Origin of the sequence: Streptomyces sp. NPDC048172, from assembly GCF_043202595.1 — a bacterium.
Taxonomy (GTDB): Bacteria; Actinomycetota; Actinomycetes; order Streptomycetales; family Streptomycetaceae; genus Streptomyces.
Genome location: NZ_JBIDAT010000004.1, coordinates 329,383 through 348,479, shown reverse-complemented (window position 1 = coordinate 348,479; position 19,097 = coordinate 329,383). Strand labels below are relative to the sequence as shown.

Annotated in this window: 22 protein-coding genes; 12 read left to right on the top strand and 10 right to left on the bottom strand. The window is 73.1% G+C overall.

The features are described 5' to 3' along the window. Positions 1–36 precede the first annotated feature (36 nt). Positions 37–741 (top strand): TetR/AcrR family transcriptional regulator, encoded by a 705-nt coding sequence (locus ACGF3A_RS19355; protein ID WP_393731892.1) that lies wholly within the window; start codon positions 37–39, stop codon positions 739–741. A 125-nt stretch (positions 742–866) separates the two neighbouring features. Here ACGF3A_RS19355 and ACGF3A_RS19350 read toward each other — a convergent pair whose 3' ends face one another. Then, positions 867–1,460, bottom strand: coding sequence for a MarR family winged helix-turn-helix transcriptional regulator (locus ACGF3A_RS19350; protein WP_393731333.1), 594 nt, complete (start codon positions 1,458–1,460; stop codon positions 867–869). A 70-nt stretch (positions 1,461–1,530) separates the two neighbouring features. Here ACGF3A_RS19350 and ACGF3A_RS19345 point away from each other — a divergent pair, with 70 nt between their 5' ends. Further along, positions 1,531–2,268 (top strand): SDR family NAD(P)-dependent oxidoreductase, encoded by a 738-nt coding sequence (locus tag ACGF3A_RS19345; protein ID WP_393731331.1) that lies wholly within the window; start codon positions 1,531–1,533, stop codon positions 2,266–2,268. A gap of 126 nt (positions 2,269–2,394) precedes the next feature. Then, positions 2,395–3,216 (top strand): thioesterase family protein, encoded by an 822-nt coding sequence (locus tag ACGF3A_RS19340; RefSeq protein ID WP_393731329.1) that lies wholly within the window; start codon positions 2,395–2,397, stop codon positions 3,214–3,216. Here ACGF3A_RS19340 and ACGF3A_RS19335 read toward each other — a convergent pair. Further along, positions 3,173–3,445: a hypothetical protein gene (locus ACGF3A_RS19335; RefSeq protein ID WP_393731327.1), complete on the bottom strand. Its 273-nt coding sequence runs from the start codon at positions 3,443–3,445 to the stop codon at positions 3,173–3,175. The two genes, ACGF3A_RS19340 and ACGF3A_RS19335, sit on opposite strands and share 44 nt — an antisense overlap. Before the next feature lie 129 nt (positions 3,446–3,574). Between ACGF3A_RS19335 and ACGF3A_RS19330 the strand changes: the two genes are divergently transcribed. Beyond that, positions 3,575–4,798: an alpha/beta hydrolase family protein gene (locus tag ACGF3A_RS19330; RefSeq protein WP_393731325.1), complete on the top strand. Its 1,224-nt coding sequence runs from the start codon at positions 3,575–3,577 to the stop codon at positions 4,796–4,798. 74 nt (positions 4,799–4,872) lie between these two features. Further along, positions 4,873–5,463, top strand: a complete 591-nt coding sequence (locus ACGF3A_RS19325) for a YciI family protein (protein WP_393731323.1) — start codon at positions 4,873–4,875, stop codon at positions 5,461–5,463. 40 nt (positions 5,464–5,503) lie between these two features. Here ACGF3A_RS19325 and ACGF3A_RS19320 read toward each other — a convergent pair whose 3' ends face one another. Continuing rightward, positions 5,504–6,259: a DeoR/GlpR family DNA-binding transcription regulator gene (locus tag ACGF3A_RS19320; protein ID WP_393731321.1), complete on the bottom strand. Its 756-nt coding sequence runs from the start codon at positions 6,257–6,259 to the stop codon at positions 5,504–5,506. 125 nt (positions 6,260–6,384) lie between these two features. Here ACGF3A_RS19320 and ACGF3A_RS19315 point away from each other — a divergent pair, with 125 nt between their 5' ends. Further along, complete coding sequence (locus ACGF3A_RS19315; protein ID WP_393731319.1) at positions 6,385–7,059, top strand: NUDIX domain-containing protein; 675 nt, start codon at positions 6,385–6,387, stop codon at positions 7,057–7,059. A gap of 27 nt (positions 7,060–7,086) precedes the next feature. Here the strand turns inward: ACGF3A_RS19315 and ACGF3A_RS19310 are convergent, their stop codons facing one another. Then, a complete protein-coding gene (locus ACGF3A_RS19310; RefSeq protein WP_393731317.1) occupies positions 7,087–7,512 on the bottom strand; it encodes a VOC family protein in 426 nt (141 codons plus the stop codon). 69 nt (positions 7,513–7,581) lie between these two features. Next, a complete protein-coding gene (locus tag ACGF3A_RS19305; protein WP_393731315.1) occupies positions 7,582–8,139 on the bottom strand; it encodes a CGNR zinc finger domain-containing protein in 558 nt (185 codons plus the stop codon). Positions 8,140–8,229: 90 nt separating this feature from the next. Here ACGF3A_RS19305 and ACGF3A_RS19300 point away from each other — a divergent pair, with 90 nt between their 5' ends. Beyond that, positions 8,230–9,411 (top strand): epoxide hydrolase family protein, encoded by a 1,182-nt coding sequence (locus ACGF3A_RS19300; protein ID WP_393731313.1) that lies wholly within the window; start codon positions 8,230–8,232, stop codon positions 9,409–9,411. A gap of 5 nt (positions 9,412–9,416) precedes the next feature. Then, entirely contained in the window at positions 9,417–9,974 is a 558-nt protein-coding gene (locus ACGF3A_RS19295; RefSeq protein ID WP_393731311.1) for a GNAT family N-acetyltransferase, read from the top strand. On the opposite strand, the gene ACGF3A_RS19290 is transcribed toward ACGF3A_RS19295, so the two are convergent. Together ACGF3A_RS19290 and ACGF3A_RS19285 are read right to left on the bottom strand one after the other, a co-directional pair. Further along, positions 9,943–10,179 carry a DUF397 domain-containing protein gene (locus ACGF3A_RS19290; protein WP_393731309.1) on the bottom strand — a complete coding sequence of 79 codons (237 nt, stop codon included), beginning with the start codon at positions 10,177–10,179 and terminating at the stop codon, positions 9,943–9,945. The two genes, ACGF3A_RS19295 and ACGF3A_RS19290, sit on opposite strands and share 32 nt — an antisense overlap. Further along, positions 10,176–10,997, bottom strand: coding sequence for a Scr1 family TA system antitoxin-like transcriptional regulator (locus ACGF3A_RS19285; protein ID WP_393731307.1), 822 nt, complete (start codon positions 10,995–10,997; stop codon positions 10,176–10,178). Before ACGF3A_RS19285 ends, ACGF3A_RS19290 begins: the two co-directional genes overlap by 4 nt. 114 nt (positions 10,998–11,111) lie before the next feature. Between ACGF3A_RS19285 and ACGF3A_RS19280 the strand changes: the two genes are divergently transcribed. After that, entirely contained in the window at positions 11,112–11,561 is a 450-nt protein-coding gene (locus ACGF3A_RS19280) for an ATP-binding protein (protein WP_393731305.1), read from the top strand. 17 nt (positions 11,562–11,578) lie between these two features. Here ACGF3A_RS19280 and ACGF3A_RS19275 read toward each other — a convergent pair whose 3' ends face one another. Then, positions 11,579–12,160, bottom strand: coding sequence for a helix-turn-helix domain-containing protein (locus ACGF3A_RS19275; protein ID WP_393731303.1), 582 nt, complete (start codon positions 12,158–12,160; stop codon positions 11,579–11,581). Positions 12,161–12,175: 15 nt separating this feature from the next. Between ACGF3A_RS19275 and ACGF3A_RS19270 the strand changes: the two genes are divergently transcribed. From ACGF3A_RS19270 to ACGF3A_RS19260, 3 genes are all read left to right on the top strand, one after another. Beyond that, positions 12,176–13,492 carry an MFS transporter gene (locus ACGF3A_RS19270; RefSeq protein ID WP_393731300.1) on the top strand — a complete coding sequence of 439 codons (1,317 nt, stop codon included), beginning with the start codon at positions 12,176–12,178 and terminating at the stop codon, positions 13,490–13,492. 83 nt (positions 13,493–13,575) lie between these two features. Further along, positions 13,576–14,043 carry a hypothetical protein gene (locus tag ACGF3A_RS19265; protein WP_393731298.1) on the top strand — a complete coding sequence of 156 codons (468 nt, stop codon included), beginning with the start codon at positions 13,576–13,578 and terminating at the stop codon, positions 14,041–14,043. A gap of 125 nt (positions 14,044–14,168) precedes the next feature. After that, positions 14,169–16,715 (top strand): NACHT domain-containing protein, encoded by a 2,547-nt coding sequence (locus tag ACGF3A_RS19260; RefSeq protein ID WP_393731296.1) that lies wholly within the window; start codon positions 14,169–14,171, stop codon positions 16,713–16,715. Here the strand turns inward: ACGF3A_RS19260 and ACGF3A_RS19255 are convergent. Beyond that, positions 16,704–17,765, bottom strand: a complete 1,062-nt coding sequence (locus tag ACGF3A_RS19255; protein ID WP_393731294.1) for an acyl-CoA dehydrogenase family protein — start codon at positions 17,763–17,765, stop codon at positions 16,704–16,706. The genes ACGF3A_RS19260 and ACGF3A_RS19255 overlap by 12 nt on opposite strands. After that, positions 17,762–18,832 carry a CMD domain-containing protein gene (locus ACGF3A_RS19250; RefSeq protein WP_393731292.1) on the bottom strand — a complete coding sequence of 357 codons (1,071 nt, stop codon included), beginning with the start codon at positions 18,830–18,832 and terminating at the stop codon, positions 17,762–17,764. Before ACGF3A_RS19250 ends, ACGF3A_RS19255 begins: the two co-directional genes overlap by 4 nt. Between the last annotated feature and the right edge of the window lie 265 nt (positions 18,833–19,097).

Genomic DNA, 19,097 nt, shown 5'->3' with positions numbered 1-19,097 from the left:
CGAGGTGAGTCCGGGGGGACCGGAGAGGGCGAGCCGATGCTCGTATGGGAGCGCCCCGAGCCCGCCACGCGCCCGGCGCCGAGCCCGCTGAGCCGCGACCGGATCGTGCGCGCGGCCGTCGAGCTCGCCGACGCGGACGGGCTGGAGGCCGTCTCCCTGCGCAAGGTCGCCGCCGCGCTCGACGCGGGCCCCATGCGGCTCTATCGCTACCTCTCGACGAAGGAGGAGCTGATCGACCTCATGGCGGACGCGGTCTACGGCGAGATGGCCGGGCCGCTCCACGTGCTGGAGGGCGACTGGCGCGGGGTCCTGGGCGCGCTCGCGCACCGCGTGCGCGACGCGGTGCTGCGCCACGAGTGGTTCGCCGAACTCCTCGGCGGGCGCCCGCACCTGGGCCCCGAGGGCCTGGCCCATCTCGAACGGTCGCTGGCGGCCCTGCACGACACCCCCGGCTTCGAGGACCTCAACCGGGTGATGCGCGCGGTCGAGGCGGTCAACGCGTACGTGGTGGGCGCGTCCCGCCGCGAGATCACCGAGCGGCGCGCGGAGCGCGTCACGGGGATGAGCGAGGAGCAGTGGCAGCGCGTCGTGGCCCCCTACCTCGCCCGCCTCAACGCCACCGGTCGTTATCCCACCCTCGCCAAGGTCATGGACGAGACGGCCCACCTCGACTTCCGCGCCACCTTCGACGCGGGCCTCAAGGTCGTCCTCGACGGCGTCGCGGCGGGCCTGCGCGCTTGACCTTGCCCCTCGGGGGCGTCCGTCAGGGGTGCGGGGAACTGCGCGACAAGCCATGGCGCAGCCGCGGTCTGCAGCGCACGGTCCGGGGCGGCCCGTACTCAGCCCCGTAGGGCGCGCAGGGCGGGCTACGACTCCCCGGCCTCCCCGGTGGCCCCGACGTGGGTGATGCGGTCGTCGCCCAGGCGCCGCTGTACGTCCTGGAGGAGGACGCGGAGGAGTCCGGCGAGCTGGGTCTGCTGCGCCGTGGTGAGGCCGCTCAGCAGGTCGGCCTCGCGGGTGAGGACCTGGTCGACGGTGGACTCGACCAGGGCGTGGCCCGCGTCGGTGAGGGCGACCGTGACGGCGCGGGGGCGCGGTTCGCCGGGGCGGCGGGTGACCAGGCCGTCCTTCTCGGCGCGGGCCACGCGCTGGGAGATCGCGCCCGCCGTGACGAGGGAGCGGGCCGCGAGTTCGCGGGTGGTCAGGGCGTACGGTTCGCCCGCCCGGCGCAGGACGCTGAGCAGGTCGAGCGTCGCCGCGTCCACCCCGGCGCCGGCCAGGACGCGGCGGCGGTCGTCGCCGAGGAGCTTCGCCAGCCGCCAGACGGGGGTGACGACGCCGATGGAGGAGACGGGCGTGCCGGGGCGCTCGCGCTCCCAGGCGTCGGCGATCTCCTGAACGGGGTAGCCGGACGCGCTGTCCAGCGGATACGCGTCGCTCCCGCCGCTCTCGCTTGCCATGGGGCCTCCCTGCGGTGTTACGTTTAGCTCTAAATTTAGACCTGAACGACAGTGCTACGGAGGTCACCCTATGACACGGCGCGCACGGCGCATCCTCGTCACCGGCGGAGCCACGGGCATCGGGCTCGCGGTGGCCCGGCACTTCGCGGACGGCGGGGACGGCGGGGACACCGTGGTGATCACGGGACGGCGCCGGGCCCCGCTGGAGGCGGCGGCCAAGGAGACCGGTGCCCAGCCGGTGGTCTGCGACCACACCGACCCCGCCGCCGTCGAGCGGCTCGTCGCCGAGCTGGACGGCCCCCTCGACGTGCTCGTCAACAACGCGGGCGGCAACACCGACTTCGACAGCGAAGAGGAGGGCGGGCTCGCCTCCTACGCGCGCCGCTTCCGCGCCAACCTCGACGCCAACCTGCTCAGCGCGGCGCTCACCACCAAGGCCGTCGAGGACCGGCTCGCGGCCGGGGGAGCGGTGGTCCACATCGGCTCGATCGCCGCCGACCAGGGCGCGGGGGCGTACGGCGCGGCCAAGGCGGGCCTCGCGGCGTGGAACGTCGAGCTGGCCCGCGAGCTGGGCGCGCGCGACGTCACGGCCAACGTCGTCTCGCCCGGCTACGTCGCCGACACCGAGTTCTTCCGCGACCGGCTCCCCGCCGACCGGCGCTCCCAGCTCGTCGCCGCGACGGCCGTCGGGCGGCCCGGTGCCCCCGCCGACATCGCGGGCGCCGTCGCCTTCCTCGCCTCGCCCGGGGCCCGGCACGTCACGGGCCAGGTGCTCAATGTGAACGGGGGCGCCCACATGACCCGTTGAGGCCCGTCCGTGCGCAGGGGCTGCGCAGGGGGCACCCGGTGTGGGCACCGGTGACCGTGTTGCGCCATCCTCGGCTGTACGACGTGACGATCACCGCGACGATCACCGCAGCGAGGAGAGGCACCCTTGACCACCGGCACACCGTCCCAGGGCAGCTACTACGAGCGCACCGGCGAGCACACCTTCAAGCCCACCCCGCACGCCAGCGGGGCCTGGTCCGACGACGAGCAGCACTTCAGCCCGCTGGGCGGGCTCGTCGTCCACGCGCTCGACCGTCACCTCGCCGACCGGCCGCGGCCCGGCCTGGTCCTGAGCAGGATCAGCCACGACATCCTCGGGAAGCCCGCGCTGGACGAGTGCGAGGTGACGGTGGAGAGCGTGCGGCCCGGGCGGACCATCGAGCTGCTCGAAGCCGTCGTCCGGATCGCGGGCCGCCCCGTCGTGCGGACCCGCGCCTGGCTGCTGGCCTCGGGGGACACCGCCGCCGTCGCCGGGGGCGCCGACGAGCGGCTCACGCCGCCCGGGGAGCTGGAGACCTGGGCGATGGGGGACCTGTGGCCGGGCGGGTACATCGCCTCGCTCGACGCCCGCCCGCTCGCCCCGCCGCGCCCCGGCCGCGCGACGGCCTGGATCTCCACCCCGCTCGACCTCGTGGCGGGGGAGCCCATCGGCCCGGTGGCCTCGTTCCTCGCGCTCGTCGACACGGCCAACGGCATAGCCGTACGGCAGTCGCCCACCGACTGGATGTTCCCGAACGTGGACCTCACGATCCACCTGCACCGCCAGCCCGAGGGCGACTGGACCGGCCTGGACACCACCGTCACCTTCGGACCCACGGGCCAGGGCCTCACCAGCACCGTCCTCCATGATGTCCACGGCCCCGTCGGCCGCGCGGAACAGATGCTCACCGTCCGCCCGCTGCCCCCGAAGGCCGACGGAAGCGATTGAGCGCGGCGCCGCCCGAGAGGACGAGGCCTAGGGCGGCGACCTTGGCCGCGCCGTAGAACATGCCGGGCAGGGTGCCGTCGGCGTCCGGGGTGCCAGGGAGGCGGAGGTAGAGCCAGAGCGCGGCGGCGGCCCCGAACACGATCATGGCCACGGCTCCGGCCGGGCCCGTCCCCGCCCACCAGGGGGCGTCCGGGTGGTGATGCGTGGCCTCCGGCCGTTCGTCTTCCATGGTGATCCCTCCCGTGTGCGGATCACCACTGTGGCAAGGGCGGGAGGGGCGCGGAGTCTGCCTTTCGGCCGGGGGAGGACCTTACTTTCGTCGATGGGAACGGCCTCCCGTTCTCCCTACGCTCGCGGCATGATCTCAACTCGTCGCCGCAAGACCGCCGTTCTCGTCGCCGCGCTCGGGCCGCTGCTGGCCACCGTGGCGTGCACGTCGGCCAGCGCCAGCCCGGCCGGTTCGCCAGGTTCGGCAGGTTCCGCCGCACCGGAGGAGAAGCCCCGGCTCGCGATTCCCGAGCTCAGCGGCCCGTACGCCGTCGGGCGCGACGCCCAGCAGCTCGTGGACCGTTCGCGCAAGGACCCGTGGGTGCCGTCCGCCGGGCCGCGGCGGCTGATGATGTCGCTGTACTACCCGGCGCGCGAGCAGGGGGAGCGGCAGGGGAAGACCGCGCCCTACATGTCGGGCAAGGAGGCGGAGCTGCTGCTCAAGGGGATCAAGAAGGACGACAAGATCGATCCGGCCACGGTCGCCGCCACCCGCACCCACGCCCGTACGGGAGCCGCGCCCGCACGCGGGAAGCACCCGCTGGTGCTGCTCTCGCCGGGCTTCACCCTCAACCGCGCCACCCTCACCCACCTCGCCGAGGACCTCGCCTCGCGCGGCTACGTGGTCGCGTCGCTGGACCACGCGTACGAGTCGTTCGGCACCGAGTTCCCCGGCGGCCTCGTCGACTGCGTGGCCTGCGAGCGGGTCGAGCAGCAGCCGGACGACGCGGCCGAGAAGAAGCTGCTGGCCAAGGCGGCGCGGGGGAGGGCGGCGGACATGTCGTTCGCCCTCGACAAGCTGCTCGGTCCTGGAGGCAAGGGTGCGGGGCGGTACGCCTCGATGATCGACCCGAAGCGGATCGGAGCCGCCGGGCACTCCCTCGGCGGCAATGCCTCCGCGTACGCCCTCGGCAGCGACCCGCGCATCCGGGCGGCCGCGAACCTCGACGGTACGTTCTTCGCGCCGGTGCCGCGCGCCGCGCTCGGGCGGCCCGTGCTGATGTTCGGCACCGAGGCCGGGCACAGGCCCGGCAGCAAGGACGAGACCTGGCCGCGCGACTGGAGCCGACTCAAGGGCTGGAAGAAGTGGCTCACGGTCAAGGACGCCGGGCACTTCAGCTTCAACGACCTGCCCGTGCTCGCCGGTCAGCTCGGCTACACCGACCCGGAGGCCCCGCTGTCCGGGAAGAGGTCGGGGGAGATCAACACGGGGTACGTGGGCGCGTTCTTCGAGCAGCACCTCAAGGGTCACCACCAGAAGCTGCTCGACGGCCCGTCGAAGGCGAACCCCGAGGTGACGTTCCAGAACCCCTGAGACGGAGCCCTGGCGCCCGGCTGTTACGCTCCGCTGCCGCTGCTTGGCGGCTCTTCGGGGAGGGACGGACGGTCATGGAGCACCTGTTCTACTGTCGTGACAGGCCGGGCACGTGGGACCTGCGGATGAGCCTGGGCGAGGACCACTGGGCCTTCATGGACAAGTACGCCGAGGGCATGATCGCCCGCGGTCCCACGTTCGCCCCCGACGGGGACACGGTGACCGGCAGCCTGCACATCGTCGACCTCCCCGACGCGGAGGCGGTCCGCGCCTTCGCGTACGACGAGCCGAACCACCGCGCCGGTGTCTACGAGGACGAGGTCCTCATCCGCCGCTGGCGCAACGTCCTCGGCCGCACGATGTGGCAGTACGCCGGGGAGCGGCCCGGGTACGAGCGGTTCCTGATCCTCGCCCACGGGTCGGCGCCCGGCGTCCCCCAGGCCCTGGAGGACGCTCAGCGCGGCTACTTCACCGCCGAGTACGCCGAACGCCTCATCGCCTACGGCCCGTTGTTCTCCGAGGACGGCACGGCCTGGCGCGGCACCGCGCTCCTCGCGGAGCTGCCGGACCGGGACGCGGCCGGGGCGATGATGGCGGGCGACCCGTGCGCCGAGCTCTACGGTGAGGTCGAGATCCACACCTGGACCTTCGGCGGACGGCGCTGAGCCCGTAGCCCATAGCCCATAGCCCATGGCCCGAGGGGCATCAGGCCGGGAGGATCTCCACGCCGAGTGTCTTGAGCGACTCGATGACCGTGTCGTGAGGATCGGCGTCGGTGATCAGCCCGGTGATCTTCCCCCAGGGCAGGACGCGGTACGGCGAGGCCGTACCGATCTTCTCGTGGGAGGCGAGGACGTAGGTGTCCGCGGCCCGCGCGGCGAGGGCACGCTTCATCGCCGCCTCCTCGGCGTCCCCCGTGGTCAGTCCGGCCTCCGGGTGGACGCCGGTGACGCCGAGCAGGCACAGGTCGGCGGAGACGTTCTGCGCGGCTTCGACCGCGGCGGCGCCGCAGGCGACCGCCGAGTGCTTGAAGACGCGCCCCCCGAGGAGGAAGAGTTCCGCCCGCGGGTGGTCGAGCAGAGCCGTGGCGATCGTCGGGCTGTGGGTGATCACTGTGCAGGCGAGGTCCTCCGGGAGCGCCCGCGCCACGGCGAGGGCGGTGGTGCCGCCGTCGAGGATCACCGAGCCGCCGGGCCGCACCAGTGCGGCGGCCGCGGCGGCGACCTTCCGCTTGCCGTCCGGGGCCACCGCCTGCCGGGCGTCGTAGTCCACCACCGCGGGAGAGGCGGGCAGCGCGCCCCCGTACACCCTCTGGCACAGCCCCTCGGCGGCGAGATCGCGGAGGTCGCGCCGCACGCTGTCTTCGGAGATGCCCAGTTCGACGGCGACGTCCTTGGCCACGATCTTTCCCGTGCGGGCGAGCAGACCGAGCAGGTGTGTGCGTCGTTCGGCGGCCAGCATTCACGTTCCTTCCTGTTCTTGCACGTTTCTGCGTGTATCTTAGCCGCCATGACCGACAAGCCTCTGCTCATCCCCCTCGCAGGCCCCTGCCGTTCCGGCGCCGACGGCGACGCGCGGGAGGCCATGTGACGGGCGGCCCGGGCGTCGAGACCCCCGATCACCGTGGACGCACCGGTCTCCACCTCGCCGGGCGTGACCTCGACCGCAACCCCGACGTCCGGATACGCGACGTCGAGCTCACCTCCCAGGGCTGGCACGTCCTGCGGCGCACCACCTTCGACTACCGGCGCCGTGACGGACGCTGGGAGACCCAGCAGCGCGAGACCTACGACCGTGGCAACGGCGCCGTGGTCCTGCCCTACGACATCGAAGCCGGGCGTGTCCTGCTCACCCGCCAGTTCCGCTACCCGGCCTACGTGAACGGCCACCTCGACGGCATGCTCATCGAGGCGGCGGCCGGGCTGCTCGACGCCCAGGACCCGCACACCGCGATCCGCCGCGAGAGCGCCGAGGAACTCGGCGTCGAACTCGGCCCGCTCACCCACGTGCTCGACGCCTACATGAGCCCGGGCTCCGTCACCGAGCGCCTCCATTTCTTCGCCGCTCCCTACACCCCGGCCGACCGGACCGGCGCGGGCGGAGGGGTCGAGGAGGAGGGCGAGGACATCGAAGTCCTCGAACTCCCCTTTTCCGAGGCCCTCGCCATGACCTACGACGGACGCATCACCGACGGCAAGACCGTCCTGCTCCTGCAATGGGCGGCCCTGCGGGGGCCCTTCGCCCGGCAGGCGAACGTCTGAAGGTCCGCCTTCGACTTCCGGGACGGTTCAGGTGCCTCGCGAAGTGGTGCTGATGTTGAACATCCAGGTGATCCCGAAGCGGTCGATGAGCGAGCCCGCGACATCGCCCCAGACCTGCTGTTCCAGCGGCAGCGTGACGGTGCCGCCTTCGGAGAGCTTCCCGAAGTGGTCGCGCAGCCCGTTCCCTTCGTCCTCGTCGCCGTCGCCGTCGGCGTCCAGGAAGAGCGCGACGTTGTTCCCCGGGCGGTACGGCGGATGGCCCGGCCTGTCGTCCGGGAAGTCCCATGCCATGAGCGTGTATCCGGCCGGGGTGTCGAGGCGGGAGTGCATGACCTTGTCGGAGTCCGCGACGGTGCTCAGCTCCAGCTTGCCGCCGAACACGCGCTCGTAGAACTCCATCGCCTGCCGGGCGTTGCCGTTGAACGTGATGCACGGGTTGACCTGAGATCCCACGTGGGCTCCTCACTCGGTACGTCGACTACGCCCACGCTCTCAGCGAATCGTGACACCTCCTGTCACGGTTCAGGCGCGCTGCTTGGCGTGGAAGCGCGCCTTCTTCTGGCGGTTCCCGCAGGTGTTCATGTCGCACCAGCGGCGGGTGCGGCTCTGGCTGGTGTCGAAGAAGGCCGCCAGGCAGGTCGGTGACGCGCAAAGGGCCAGCTTTCCGTCCCGCTCGCCCGCGATGACGCTGATCGCGTCGGCGGCGATCACGCCGAGGGCGTCCTCCACGGGGGAGGCCGAGCTGAGCCGCCACTGCCGCTCGCCCTCGGGCGTCAGGGCCGCCGAGGCCCGGCCCCGGGCGCTGAAGTCGTTGATGACCTCGACGGCGGGCGTGGGCAGCGCGTCCCCGCGCGCGGCCGCGGTCGCGGCGGCGTGGATCGCCTCCCTCAGCTCCCGGGCGCGTTCGAGCTGGGCAGGGCTGCAGGAGTCCACGGCGAGGCCGTAGACCGCCAGCCAGTCGACGAGCCGGTGGGGAACGGGGATGCGCTCGATCGGCTCGCCGTGCCGCTCCGACAGCGTCCCCGTGAAGCTCGTGGAGAGGACGGTGCCGAGGCGGAAGTCAGGGAATCCAGCACTCATGGAACCACCTTAGCCGGTTGCGGGCCGACGCCGGAAGCTGCTAGAACCGTCTTAGCCGGTTCCATCAAGGCTCCAAGGCCAGGAGGTCTCATGTCCCGCCCGACCAGCGACGTGCACGTATTCGAAGCCCACGCCAGCGACGCCGATCTTGACGATCTCCGCGCCCGGCTGGCCGCGGCGCGGCTGCCGGAGGCCGAGACGGTCCCGCGCGACGCGACCGGCTCCGGCCGGTGGGAGCAGGGCGTTCCGCTCGCCGACCTCGTTGACGTCGTCACCTACTGGCGCACCGAGTACGACTGGCGCTCGTTCGAGAAGCAGCTCAACCGGATCGGCCAGTTCCGTACGACCATCGACGGCCTGGGGATCCACTTCCTGCACCGCCGCTCCCCGCGCGCGGACGCCACCCCTCTGCTCATGACGCACGGCTGGCCGGACAGCGTCGTCCGGTTCGCGGACGTGGTGGAGGAGTTGGCGGACCCGGCGGACGCGGACGCGCCCGCGTTCCACGTCGTGGTCCCCTCGCTGCCGGGCTTCGGCTACAGCGACAGGCCGTCCACCAGCGGCTGGGGGACCGAGAAGATCGCCGCCGCATGGGTCGAGCTGATGGGGCGGCTCGGTTACGACCGTTTCCTGGCCCACGGCGGCGACTGGGGCGGCAACATCACCACCGTCCTCGGCGGCAGGTTCCCCGCGCACGTCCTCGGCATCCACACCACGTTCGCGGACGCGCCGCCCGGGATGACGACCGACGGGCTGACGGCGGCCGAGCGCGCGTGGGCCGAGGACACCCACGACTTCTGGGCCCGCCGCGCGGCGTACGCGAAGCAGCAGGCGGCCCGGCCGCAGACCACCGGGTACGCGCTCGTCGACTCACCGGTCGGGCTCCTCGCCTGGATCCTCGACAAGTTCGCCGAGTGGTCGGACACCGAGGACAGCCCGTTCGAGACGATCTCCCTGGACCGCGTCCTCGACGACGTCACCCTGTACTGGCTGACGCGGACCGGCGCCTCGGCCGCCCGCATCTACTACGAGAGCCACAATTCCCTGGACCCCGACCTCCGGGTCGACGTCCCCTCCGCGATCACGGCCTATCCGCGCGACGTCGAGAAGTGCCCGCGCCCCTGGGCGCAGCAGCGGTACCGGCAGATCGTCCGCTGGTCGGAACCCGAGCGCGGAGGCCACTTCCCGTCCCTGGAGGTCCCCGACCTCTTCCTCAAGGACCTGCGGGACGGCCTCGCGGCGCTGCTGGCCGTAACTCACGGTGCAAGATAGGGCCCATGACTCTGCCCACGCCCGAACTCCACACCGCCCACCTGCGGCTCCGCCCCTTCGCCGACACCGACGCGGACGCCCTCTTCGCGCTCCACAGCGACACCACCGTGATGCGGTACTGGGACTCGCCGCCGTGGACCGAGCGTGCCCGCGCCTCGCGCTTCCTCGCGAAGTGCCGGGAACTGGCGGACGAGGGCACGGGCGCGCGCCTCGCCATCGACCGTGCCTCGGACGGGGCCTTCGTCGGCTGGTGCGCCCTGATCGAATGGGACCCGGAGTTCCGCAGCGCCTCGCTGGGCTACTGCCTCAGCGAGGCCATGTGGGGCCACGGGTACGCCACGGAGTCCGTACACGCCCTGCTGCGCTGGGCGTTCGACACGCTTGATCTGAACCGGGTCCAGGCCGAGGCCGACACGCGCAACGCGGCATCGGCCCGGGTCCTGGAGAAGGCCGGGTTCCTACGGGAAGGGACCCTGCGCGAGGACTGCGTCGTGAACGGCGAGGTCTCCGACTCCTGGGTGTTCGGCCTGCTCAGGCGCGAGTGGCTCGCGCGTACGCCGTGAATGCTGCCCAGGCCTCGGGGGAGAGGGTGAGGTGGGGGACCGTGATGTCCTTGGAGTCCCGCACGTGGATTGCCTCGGCGCACGGGGCGACCTCGACGCATGCATCGCCGTCCCCGCCGCTGTGGCTGGACTTGCGCCAGGAGAGCGCGACTTCGACGCAGCTGTCGCCATCGCTGCTGCTGTAGCTCGACTTGAACCAGTTCATAGCTCTCCTCGCATCTGCGTCAGCAAGCTCACCGTGTCCTTCGGGGTGAGCGCCTGTGAGCGCATGCTTGCATATCGCGCCTGGAGAACGCTGACTTCTTTTGCGTCAGTGACGAGGACGCCTCCTCGCTGGCCCTCGCAGTAGGCGTACCAAGCGCTCTCCGGGGTCTCCAGAAGCTGGATGGGCCCGGCCAGCCCGGAGTGGTTCTCCTGGACGAGGGGCATGACCTGGATCTCGATGTTCCGGAGCTGCACCAACGTCAGGACGGAGTCGATCAGTTCGCGCGTCACGGCGGGACCGCCCGTGCAGCGGCGGAACAGCGCCTCCTCAACGATGAAGCTGAACGAGGTCTCTTGCCGCTCGCGCAGCATGCGCTGTCGTTGGATTCGTGCTGCGACCTGCGCTTCCAGGCGAGCGTCCGGCAGGGGCGGTACTCGGTTGCTGAAGTCAGCGCGCATGTACGCCTCTGTCTGCAACAGCCCCGGGATCACCCGGCACTCGTACGTGTAGAGGGCGATCGCGTCGCGCTCCAACTTCGCCCAGCGGCGGAACCAGTTGGCGAGGCCAGGGTTGCGGGAGAGATGGCGCGCGGCGCGTTCGATCGTGCCGAAGGCGTCGAGGACCTCGTCGGCCTTGGCCGGAAAGTCGGGGGGAGGGAAGCGGCGGCCCTGTTCGATGGAGCCGACGGTGTGCGGGGAGTACCCCACCCTCCCCGCCAGCTCGGGCTGGCTCATCGCGGCGCGTTCGCGGAAGCAGCGGACGATCTCGCCGAACTCGCGCAGGCTGTCCGAGGATTCGGGTTCTTCGTGGTCGTTCATGCACACAGGGTTACGGGTTGATCAGCGTACTGTCGACACCCCGTAGGCGTACGGGTACCCACCGTACGGGCGGGAGTGCTGGTCACGCCGGGTCAGGACGGTCACCGTAGACATATGCACGCGACAACGCCGCCGCAAGCACCCGTTACCGTACGTGTGTTCTGCCAGCGGTTCTCCGCCACGAGGCGCGGGGCCCGCCTCGCCCGCCTCCTCGCGCTCCACCAGCTCGACGCGTGGGGCGTCCCGTACGGGGCGAGAGCCTCGGAGGAGGCCGGGGCCGTCGTGGCGGAGCTGGCGTCCAACGCGGTGCTGCACGGGCGCGTGCCGGGGCGGGACTTCGAGCTGCGGCTCGTTCTCGACGGTACGGCGAAGGCGCTGCGGGTCGAGGTGACGGACACGCGGTGCGAGGAGCGGCCGCCCGCCGAGCCGGAACGGGCGGGGGACGAGGACGAGGGCGGGCGCGGACTGCTGATCGTCGCGGCGCTGAGCGCGCGGTGGGGCGTGACGGAGGGGCCCGCGCCGCTCAAGACGGTGTGGGCGGAGCTGGACGGTGTCACGCCGTAAGAGGGGGGGAGGGGGCGTCAACGGCCGGGCGTCCGCAGGTGGATGCGTTCGCCCTGCTTGCCGAAGAGGCTCAGCAGCTCGACGCTGCCGCGTCCCGCGGCGCCGAACCAGTGCGGGGTCCGGCAGTCGAACTCGGCGGCCTCGCCCTCGCCCATCACGAAGTCCTGGTCGGCGAGGCGGACGCGGAGCCGTCCGCGCAGGACGAAGAGCCACTCGTATCCCTCGTGGGTGCGCAGATGGGGCTCTTCGTCGTGGGCCGGGATCACCATCTTGTAGGCGCGCGGCTCGCCCTGGCGGCGGGAGAGCGGGACGAGGACGCGGCCGTCCTTACGGGTGGGGTGCTGCGGCACGCGCGGGTCGAGGACGCGCGGCGCGGCGACGATCTCGTCGAGGGGGATGCCGAGCGCGGCGGTGACCGGCAGGAGGAGTTCGAGGCTCGGCTTGCGCTGGCCCGACTCCAGGCGCGACAGCGTGCTGGTGGAGATGCCGGTGGCGCGCGCGAGCTCGGCCAGGCTGAGGTCCTTCTTCTCGCGGGCGCGGCGCAGGCGGGGCGCGATCTGCTCGATGGCGGCGCTGACGCTGGGCTGCTGGTCGTTCATGGGGGCAGTCAATCAATGCGTCCCGGAAACGGCAACGCTCGTTGCGGGAACGGGGCGGCCACCCGGACCCTCCCGGTGGAGGTGATCCGTATGGACGCAACGGTCATGGAAGGCCGTTCGGAAGGCCGCTCGGGAGGCCGTTCGGAACAGCGGGACCGTCGGCTGCCCGCCGGTGTCTATCTGCTGGGCTTCTGCCTGTTCGCGATGGGCAGCGCGGAGTTCCTGCTCGCGGGTGTGCTGCCCGCCGTGGCGGCCGACCTGGAGGTCTCGCTCTCGTCGGCCGGGTTCCTGATCACGGGGTTCGCGCTGGGCGTCGTCGTGGGCGGGCCGCCGTTCGCCGTGCTGAGCCTGCGGTGGCCGCGCCGTACGACGCTGGCGGTGACCCAGGGCGTCTTCGCCGCGAGCGTCGCCGTCGGGCTGCTCGGCGGCTACGAGGTGCTGCTGCTGACCCGGATCGTGGCCGGGGTCGCCTACGCGGGCTTCTTCGCCGTCGCCTCGGTGACGGCGATCGGCCTGGTGACCCCGGACCGTAACGCGCGGGCCTCCGGGGTCGTGGTCAGCGGGCTCAGCGTGGCGATGGTCGCGGGCGGTCCCGCGGGCACGCTGCTCAGCCACTTCACCGACTGGCGCGGCGGCTTCTGGGCCGTGGTCGCGCTGACCGTCGCCGGGCTCGTCGGCTGCCTGCTGGGCATCCCGGCCGACGGGGCGGCCGACGGGGCGGCGGGCGGTGCCGTCTCTCCCGTACGGCCCGGCCTCGCGGGGGAGCTCGCGGCGATGCGCCGTCCCGCGCTCTGGGGCATCCTCGCGGTGACGGTCCTGACGACGGCGGCGTACATGATCACGTTCAACTACCTGGCCGCCATGCTCGCCGACCTGACGGGGCTCGGCGAGGTATGGATCCCGGCGGTGCTCGCCCTGTTCGGGGCCGGGGCCTTCGTCGGCCTGTCCATCGGCGGACGCGTCGCCGACCGGCGCCCGCACGCCGCGCTCCTCACCGGCGCAGCGGCGCTCGTCGTGCTCTCGCTCGCGATGACCGTCGCAGTCCACCGGGCGTGGGCGGTGGTGCCGGTGGTGGCGCTGCTCGGGATCGCCGCGTTCGTGGTGAACCCCGCCGTGTACGGACGGGTGTTCGCGATCGCCGCCGACGCGCCGCGCCTCGCGGGCGCCACGACCGTCTCCGCGTTCCAACTGGGCATCAGCGCCACCCCGGCCCTCGCCGCCGCCGTCCTCACCCGGGGCGCCGCGCTCACGACGGTCAGCCTGATCGGCGCGGCCCTCGCCGCCGCCGCGATCCCGCTCGTACTGCTCGACCGGGCGCGCTCCACCACGTAACTCGTTCAACGTGGCCGGAGATCGCATTGCCCGCTCACCGTGCGACACGCTGGAGTAGGGGCGCACGGAGGAGAGGGGCGGTAATGCAGGAAGCAGCAGCGGTGGCCGCGCTGGCCGCGTCGGGCGGGACGGCGCTCGTGCAGGCGGCGGGCACGGACGCCTGGCAGAGCCTGCGGGACGGGGTCGCCCGGTGGTTCGGACGGGGCGACGACAGGCGCGAGGGCCTCGCGCTGGAGCGGCTCGACCGTACCGAAGCGGCCGTACGGGACGGGGATCCGGAGGCGCGCGCGGAGCAGCGGGCCGCGTGGCGGGGCCGGTTCGCCGACCTCCTGGAGGAACTGGACGAGGAGGAGCGCGAATCGGCCGCCTCGGAGCTACGGGAGCTGCTGGGGCGGCACGGTGCCGGGCCCGGGGTGTCGGCCGGGGCCGGCGGCGTGGCCGTGGGCGGCGACTTCCGCGTCACGGCGGAGGGCGGGTCGTTCGCGACCGGCGTGCACCATGGGGACGTCACGATCCAGGGCCCTCCGGAGCCGGACCAGGGACAGGGCTGACCGGTCCGGCCGCTGTTGGCCCCTCCCACGCACCGCCGCACGCACCGCCGTACGCACAGCCGCACGCCTCCTCGCACGGCGGGCCGTCCGTCCACGCGGACAACCGGAGCTTCGCGGCCGGGTACGTGGGCAACGTGTACGTCGGCGGCGCGGTCCGCCCGGCCGGGCTCGCGCGCTATCTCAAGGCCGTGGAGAACGCCGTCCGGGAGCACCCGTATCCCGGCGTCGTGCCCGGCACCGTTCCGTCGTTGTCCGAGGTCTACCTGCGTCAGCACGCCGTCCCCAGGGGCGGGCACGAGGAGCCGCAGCGGGTCTCGGCGGAGAGCGTGCTCACGGGCCCGTACGAGCTGTGCCTCGTGCTCGGCGACCCGGGATGCGGCAAGTCCAGCCTGCTGCGCAGCCATGTGGCCGCGCTGCTGGAACGGCGGCGGAAAGGGCGTGCGGCTCCCGTGCCGGTCCTCGTCCCCGCCGCGGCCCTGGCCGACGAGACGCTGGGCCGCGCGCTCAGCAGCCACGCCCTGTCCGAGCTGGGCGCCCACGGCCTGCTCGGCGAGCTGCCGCCGTCCTTCTTCGAGGAGGTACCGGCCCCCGGCGTGCCCTGGACGGTGCTCGTCGACGGGGTCGACGAGATCACCGATGCCGCTGCCCGGCACCGGGTGCTCAGCGTGGTGAAGAACCTCGTCGCGGCGGCGGAGCGGCCCACGCACCGGTTCGTCCTGGCCTCGCGCCCGCTCCCCGAGAGCGACCTGGCCGTGCTGGGGGAAGGAACGCCCTGCTACCAGCTCCAGGCCTTCGACGAGGAGCAGCTGCCCGAGTTCGCGCGCAAGTGGTTCGTGGCCCTGGGGGTGCCCGGGACGGACCGTGTGACCGAGACCTTCCTCGGCGCACTGCGGCGCACGGGCATGAAGGAGCTGGCCCGTGTGCCCCTGATGGCCACCATGCTCTGCCAGCTCCACGCGGCCCGGCCCGACGAGCCGCTGCCCGCGAGCCGCGGCGCCCTCTACCGCGACTTCGTGGAGCTGCTGAACGAACGGCAGTACGCCGCCGGGCCGACGGGCATCGTGCCGCAGACCAGCAGCGCGCTGGAGCGGTACGGCGGGACCGCCGTCGACCGTGCGCACGAGGTCCTCACCACCTGGCCGGAGCTGATGAGCGCGCTCGCCTCCGCACAGTACGGCGGTGACGAACGGCCCGTGCTCGACCTGCTGGCCTCGTTGCGGGACACCGAGCAGCCTCCCGGCGTCTCGGCGAAGGCGTGGCGGGACTTCCTGGAGGCGAGCCTGCGCCGCAGCGGCCTGCTGACGCTGCGCGGCGGAGACTACGAGTTCCTCCACCACACGCTGCTGGAGCACCTGGCCGCCCGCGCCGTGCCCGCCGAGGACGTGCGGCTTCTCTGCGTCGAGGGGTACAGGGCGTCGTCCGTCGGCCAACTCTCGTACATAGGCTTCGTGCTCGACCGGGGCGAGGCGGTTCCGGCCGACGGCGTGCGGATGCTGGAGAGCATCGCCGGGCTCGACGGACTCAGCGGACTCCAGGGGGCGCGCTACATCGCCGGGCTGGTCTCGCTCGGCACACGGCTCCCGGACTCCGTCCTCGACCGGGCCGCCCGGACCCTCGACTCCCTCGCGCGGGACGGCGCCCGCGAGGCGGACGAGCGGGCGGAGGCGATCCGCTCCCTGCGCGAACTCGCGGGCCCGTTCGGCGGTTCGCACGGCGGTTCGCACGGCGGTTCGCACGGTGGTTCGCACGGCGGGAGCCTGCTGGAAGACATGGTCCGCGACCCCCGCCTGCCCCCGCTCCACCGGCGCCAGGCCGCGAACGCGCTCACCCGGCTGGACAGGGAACGCGGCGAGGCGCACTTCGTCGCCCTCGTCCACGACCCCTCGCTCGACGGCCGGGAGCGCGTGGAGGCGGCACAGTGGCTGTCGGACACCGCGTACGACAAGGGCACCGAGCTGCTCGGTGAACTCGCTCTCGGCAGCGCACTCGATGCCGAGGGCGTGCAGTCGGCCGCCCGCGCGCTGGCCACGCGCGGTGACGCGCGCGGCTCCGGCGCCCTGCACACCCTCGCGTGCGACCCCGCCCAGCCGCTCGCCGCCCGGCAGGAAGCGGCGGGCGCCCTCGCCGGACTCGGCGACCCGCGCGGGCCCGCGCTGCTGGAGTCGTTCGCGCGCGACGCCTCCCTGCCTCCGCTGGACCGGATGGGGACGGTGTACGAGCTGCTGCGGCACGCGGACCCGGCACACTCCGTGGCCCAGCTCGCCGCGCTGGCCCGGGACACCACGCTGGGGGCCGGAAGCCGCGAGCACGCCGTCGCCCTGCTGGCCGCGATGCTGGAGGGCGCCCCCGACGACGCGACGCTCGACGGGCTCGCCCGCGATCCCGGCCTCGACCCGTACGTACGGGTGCAGGCCGCGGGCGAGATGACGTACGCCGGTGACGACCGGGGCCCGGCCCACCTGCACGGGTACGTCCGCGACTCCGAACTGCCCGATGCCGTGCGGGCGCAGGCCGCGTACCTTCTCGCGTGCGCCGACGCCCCGGGCGCCGACGACGCGCTCGCCGCCGTCGCCGGGGACACCGGCATCGGCGGTCCGCTGCGCGCCCAGGCCGCCGGGCACCTGGCCGACCGGGCGGATCCGCGCGGAGACCCGGCCCGGTCACGCCCGTAGGGCCGCCAGGTGGGCCGTGCGAACCTCCGGGGTCTGGCCCTGGACGACCAGGAACAGACCCTCTCTGGCCAGGCGCTGGGCCGGGCTGGAGAGGGCGAAGGCGCGACCGCCGCCCGCGACGATCGCGGCGGTGGTGGCGGCCCGCATCAGGTCGTAGGCGCGGGTCTTGACCGCGAGCCTGTCCGCCAGCGCCTCGGCGGGCGGCACCTCGTCCACCAGGGCGTACGCGTCGCGGCGGGCGGCGTCGAGGCGTTCGCGCAGGACGCCCGCCGTCTCCTTCGCCTCGCCGTCGCCGGACGCGTCGAGCAGGCCGAGGGCGGCGCGAGCCACGCCGAAGACGGCCGGGTTGGTGTTGGTGTTCTTCGGGCGGTCGGCCCGCGCCCACTCCTCCTGCGGCAGCCGCACGGCCACCGCCTCCTCCGGCACCGTGAGCCCGTCGAGCAGCAGCCCGACCGTACGGGTGCCGGTGAGCGCGGCGAGCTGGAGCGGGGCCGTGGGGGCGAGCCCCGGCTGCTCGACGGCGTCGACCACGGCGAAGACCACCTCGCCCTCCTCGGTCGCGCCGCCCAGCAGGAACACGTCGTTGAGGCCCCAGCCCGTGTACCAGGGCACCCGCCCGTCGAAGCGCCAGCCGCCGCCGGGTGCGCGTGACGCGCGTACCGGCAGCTTCGGGTAGGCCCGCAGGTGCGAGAAGGCGATCCCGGCGAGCGCCGTGCCGTCGCTGAGGGGGCGCAGCCAGCGCTCGCGCGCCGCCTCGCCGTCGGCGTCGGCGTCGGCCAGCGTCCGTACGGGCGTGTGGTGCTGGGCCTGCACGAAGAACGTCGAGCAGCACGCGCCCGCCAGGATCTCCGCGATCTCCCGCCCCACCGGTGCCGGTGCCGCCGCGCCCCCGTACGCGGCGGGGGCGTTGACGCCCAGCACGCCCGACGCCTTCACCGCCGCGACCGCCTCGGGCGTGACGCCCTCGCCGTCGTGCCGCTCGGCGGCGGGGGAGAGGGTCTCGGCGGCCAGCTTGCGTGCCGCGTCGATGAGGGGGTGGTCCAGGGTCATGCGGTGGGCTCCTTGACGGTGACGGCGACGGCGTCGGTGGTACGGGGCTCGCCCAGGGTCAGCATCAGGCGGTTGGCCCAGGCGAACACGGCGACGACATGGATCAGGTCCAGGATCTCCATGTCGTCCAGACCCGCGTCCGTCCGCAGCGCCGTCAGATCGAGCGGCTGGCCGGGTTCGCGGGTGAGGCGTACGGCGAAGTCGGTGACCGCGCGGCGCCGCGCCGTTCCGGTGTCCGCCGCCGGGCCCTCGCGCAGCAGGGCCTCGGCGGGGCCCGCGTCCTTCTTGTTGAGCTGGGCGAAGCGGCGTGCGTGCACGGACGCGCAGTACACGCAGCCGTTGACGCGCGAGACCGCGAGCGCGGCGATCTCGCGGTCGCGGCGGTCGAGGCCGCGCGGCGCGTACATGATCGCGTTGTACAGCCGGGAGCGTTCGCGCAGTGCCGTCACGTCGTGGACGAGGGCGAGGTAGTACGGGGAGGTCTTCGCGGTGGGGAGGGACTCCTCCAGCACCGCCAGTTGCTCGGGCGTCGCGGTGTCCACGTCCACGGTCTGGACCCAGGCGTCCCATTCCAGGGGTTCTAGCGTGAACGGGCGTCCTTCGCTTGCCGTCTCGTACGCGGGTGGCTCCGCGGCCTCACCTTCGGCGGGGTGCCCTCCGAGTGCCCTCAGTCCGGCCGCGAGGCGCGACTGGTAGGTCACGAACGCGATGAGCTGCGAGGCCGCGACGATCTCCGGGGCGCCCCAGCCCGCTCGGGCCAGGGCCTCTATGTCTCTGGGGGTCGCGGTGGAGGGGGCTCGTACGAGGAGTTCCGCGTGGCGGCGCAGTGCGGTGAAGCGGGTGCTGGGTTCGGGGGTGGGGGCCAGGCCCCGATAGTGCGTGGCCAGGGCGGGGGCCCCGTCGAGTTCTGCCGCGTACGCGGCGAGCGCGGCCCGCTCCGGCCGCCCCAGCCCTTCGGTTCCGGCCAGCAGGGCGTCGTGGGCGCCTTGGGTGTGCGCGTAAGCCTTGTCGCGGAACGCCCGTAGAACGATGGGTGTCCCGGCAACTTTGTCGATCACGTCAGACATGGACACGAGCCCTTTCATGACTTGCCGGAACAGCGTGCGCCCCCGGCATGGTGGGCTGCGCTTGCCAGCCCTGCGCCTTGCGCAGACCTCCCAAGCACAGAAGGGAGGAGTGGGGGTGCGCCCCGCCTGTGCGGATGTCCCAAGCGCAGAAGGGAGGAGTGGGGGTGCGCCCCGGCTGCGCGGATGTCCCAAGCGCAGAAGGGAGGAGTGGGGGTGCGCCCCGCCTGCGCGGATGTCCCAAGCGCAGAAGGGAGGAGTGGGGGTG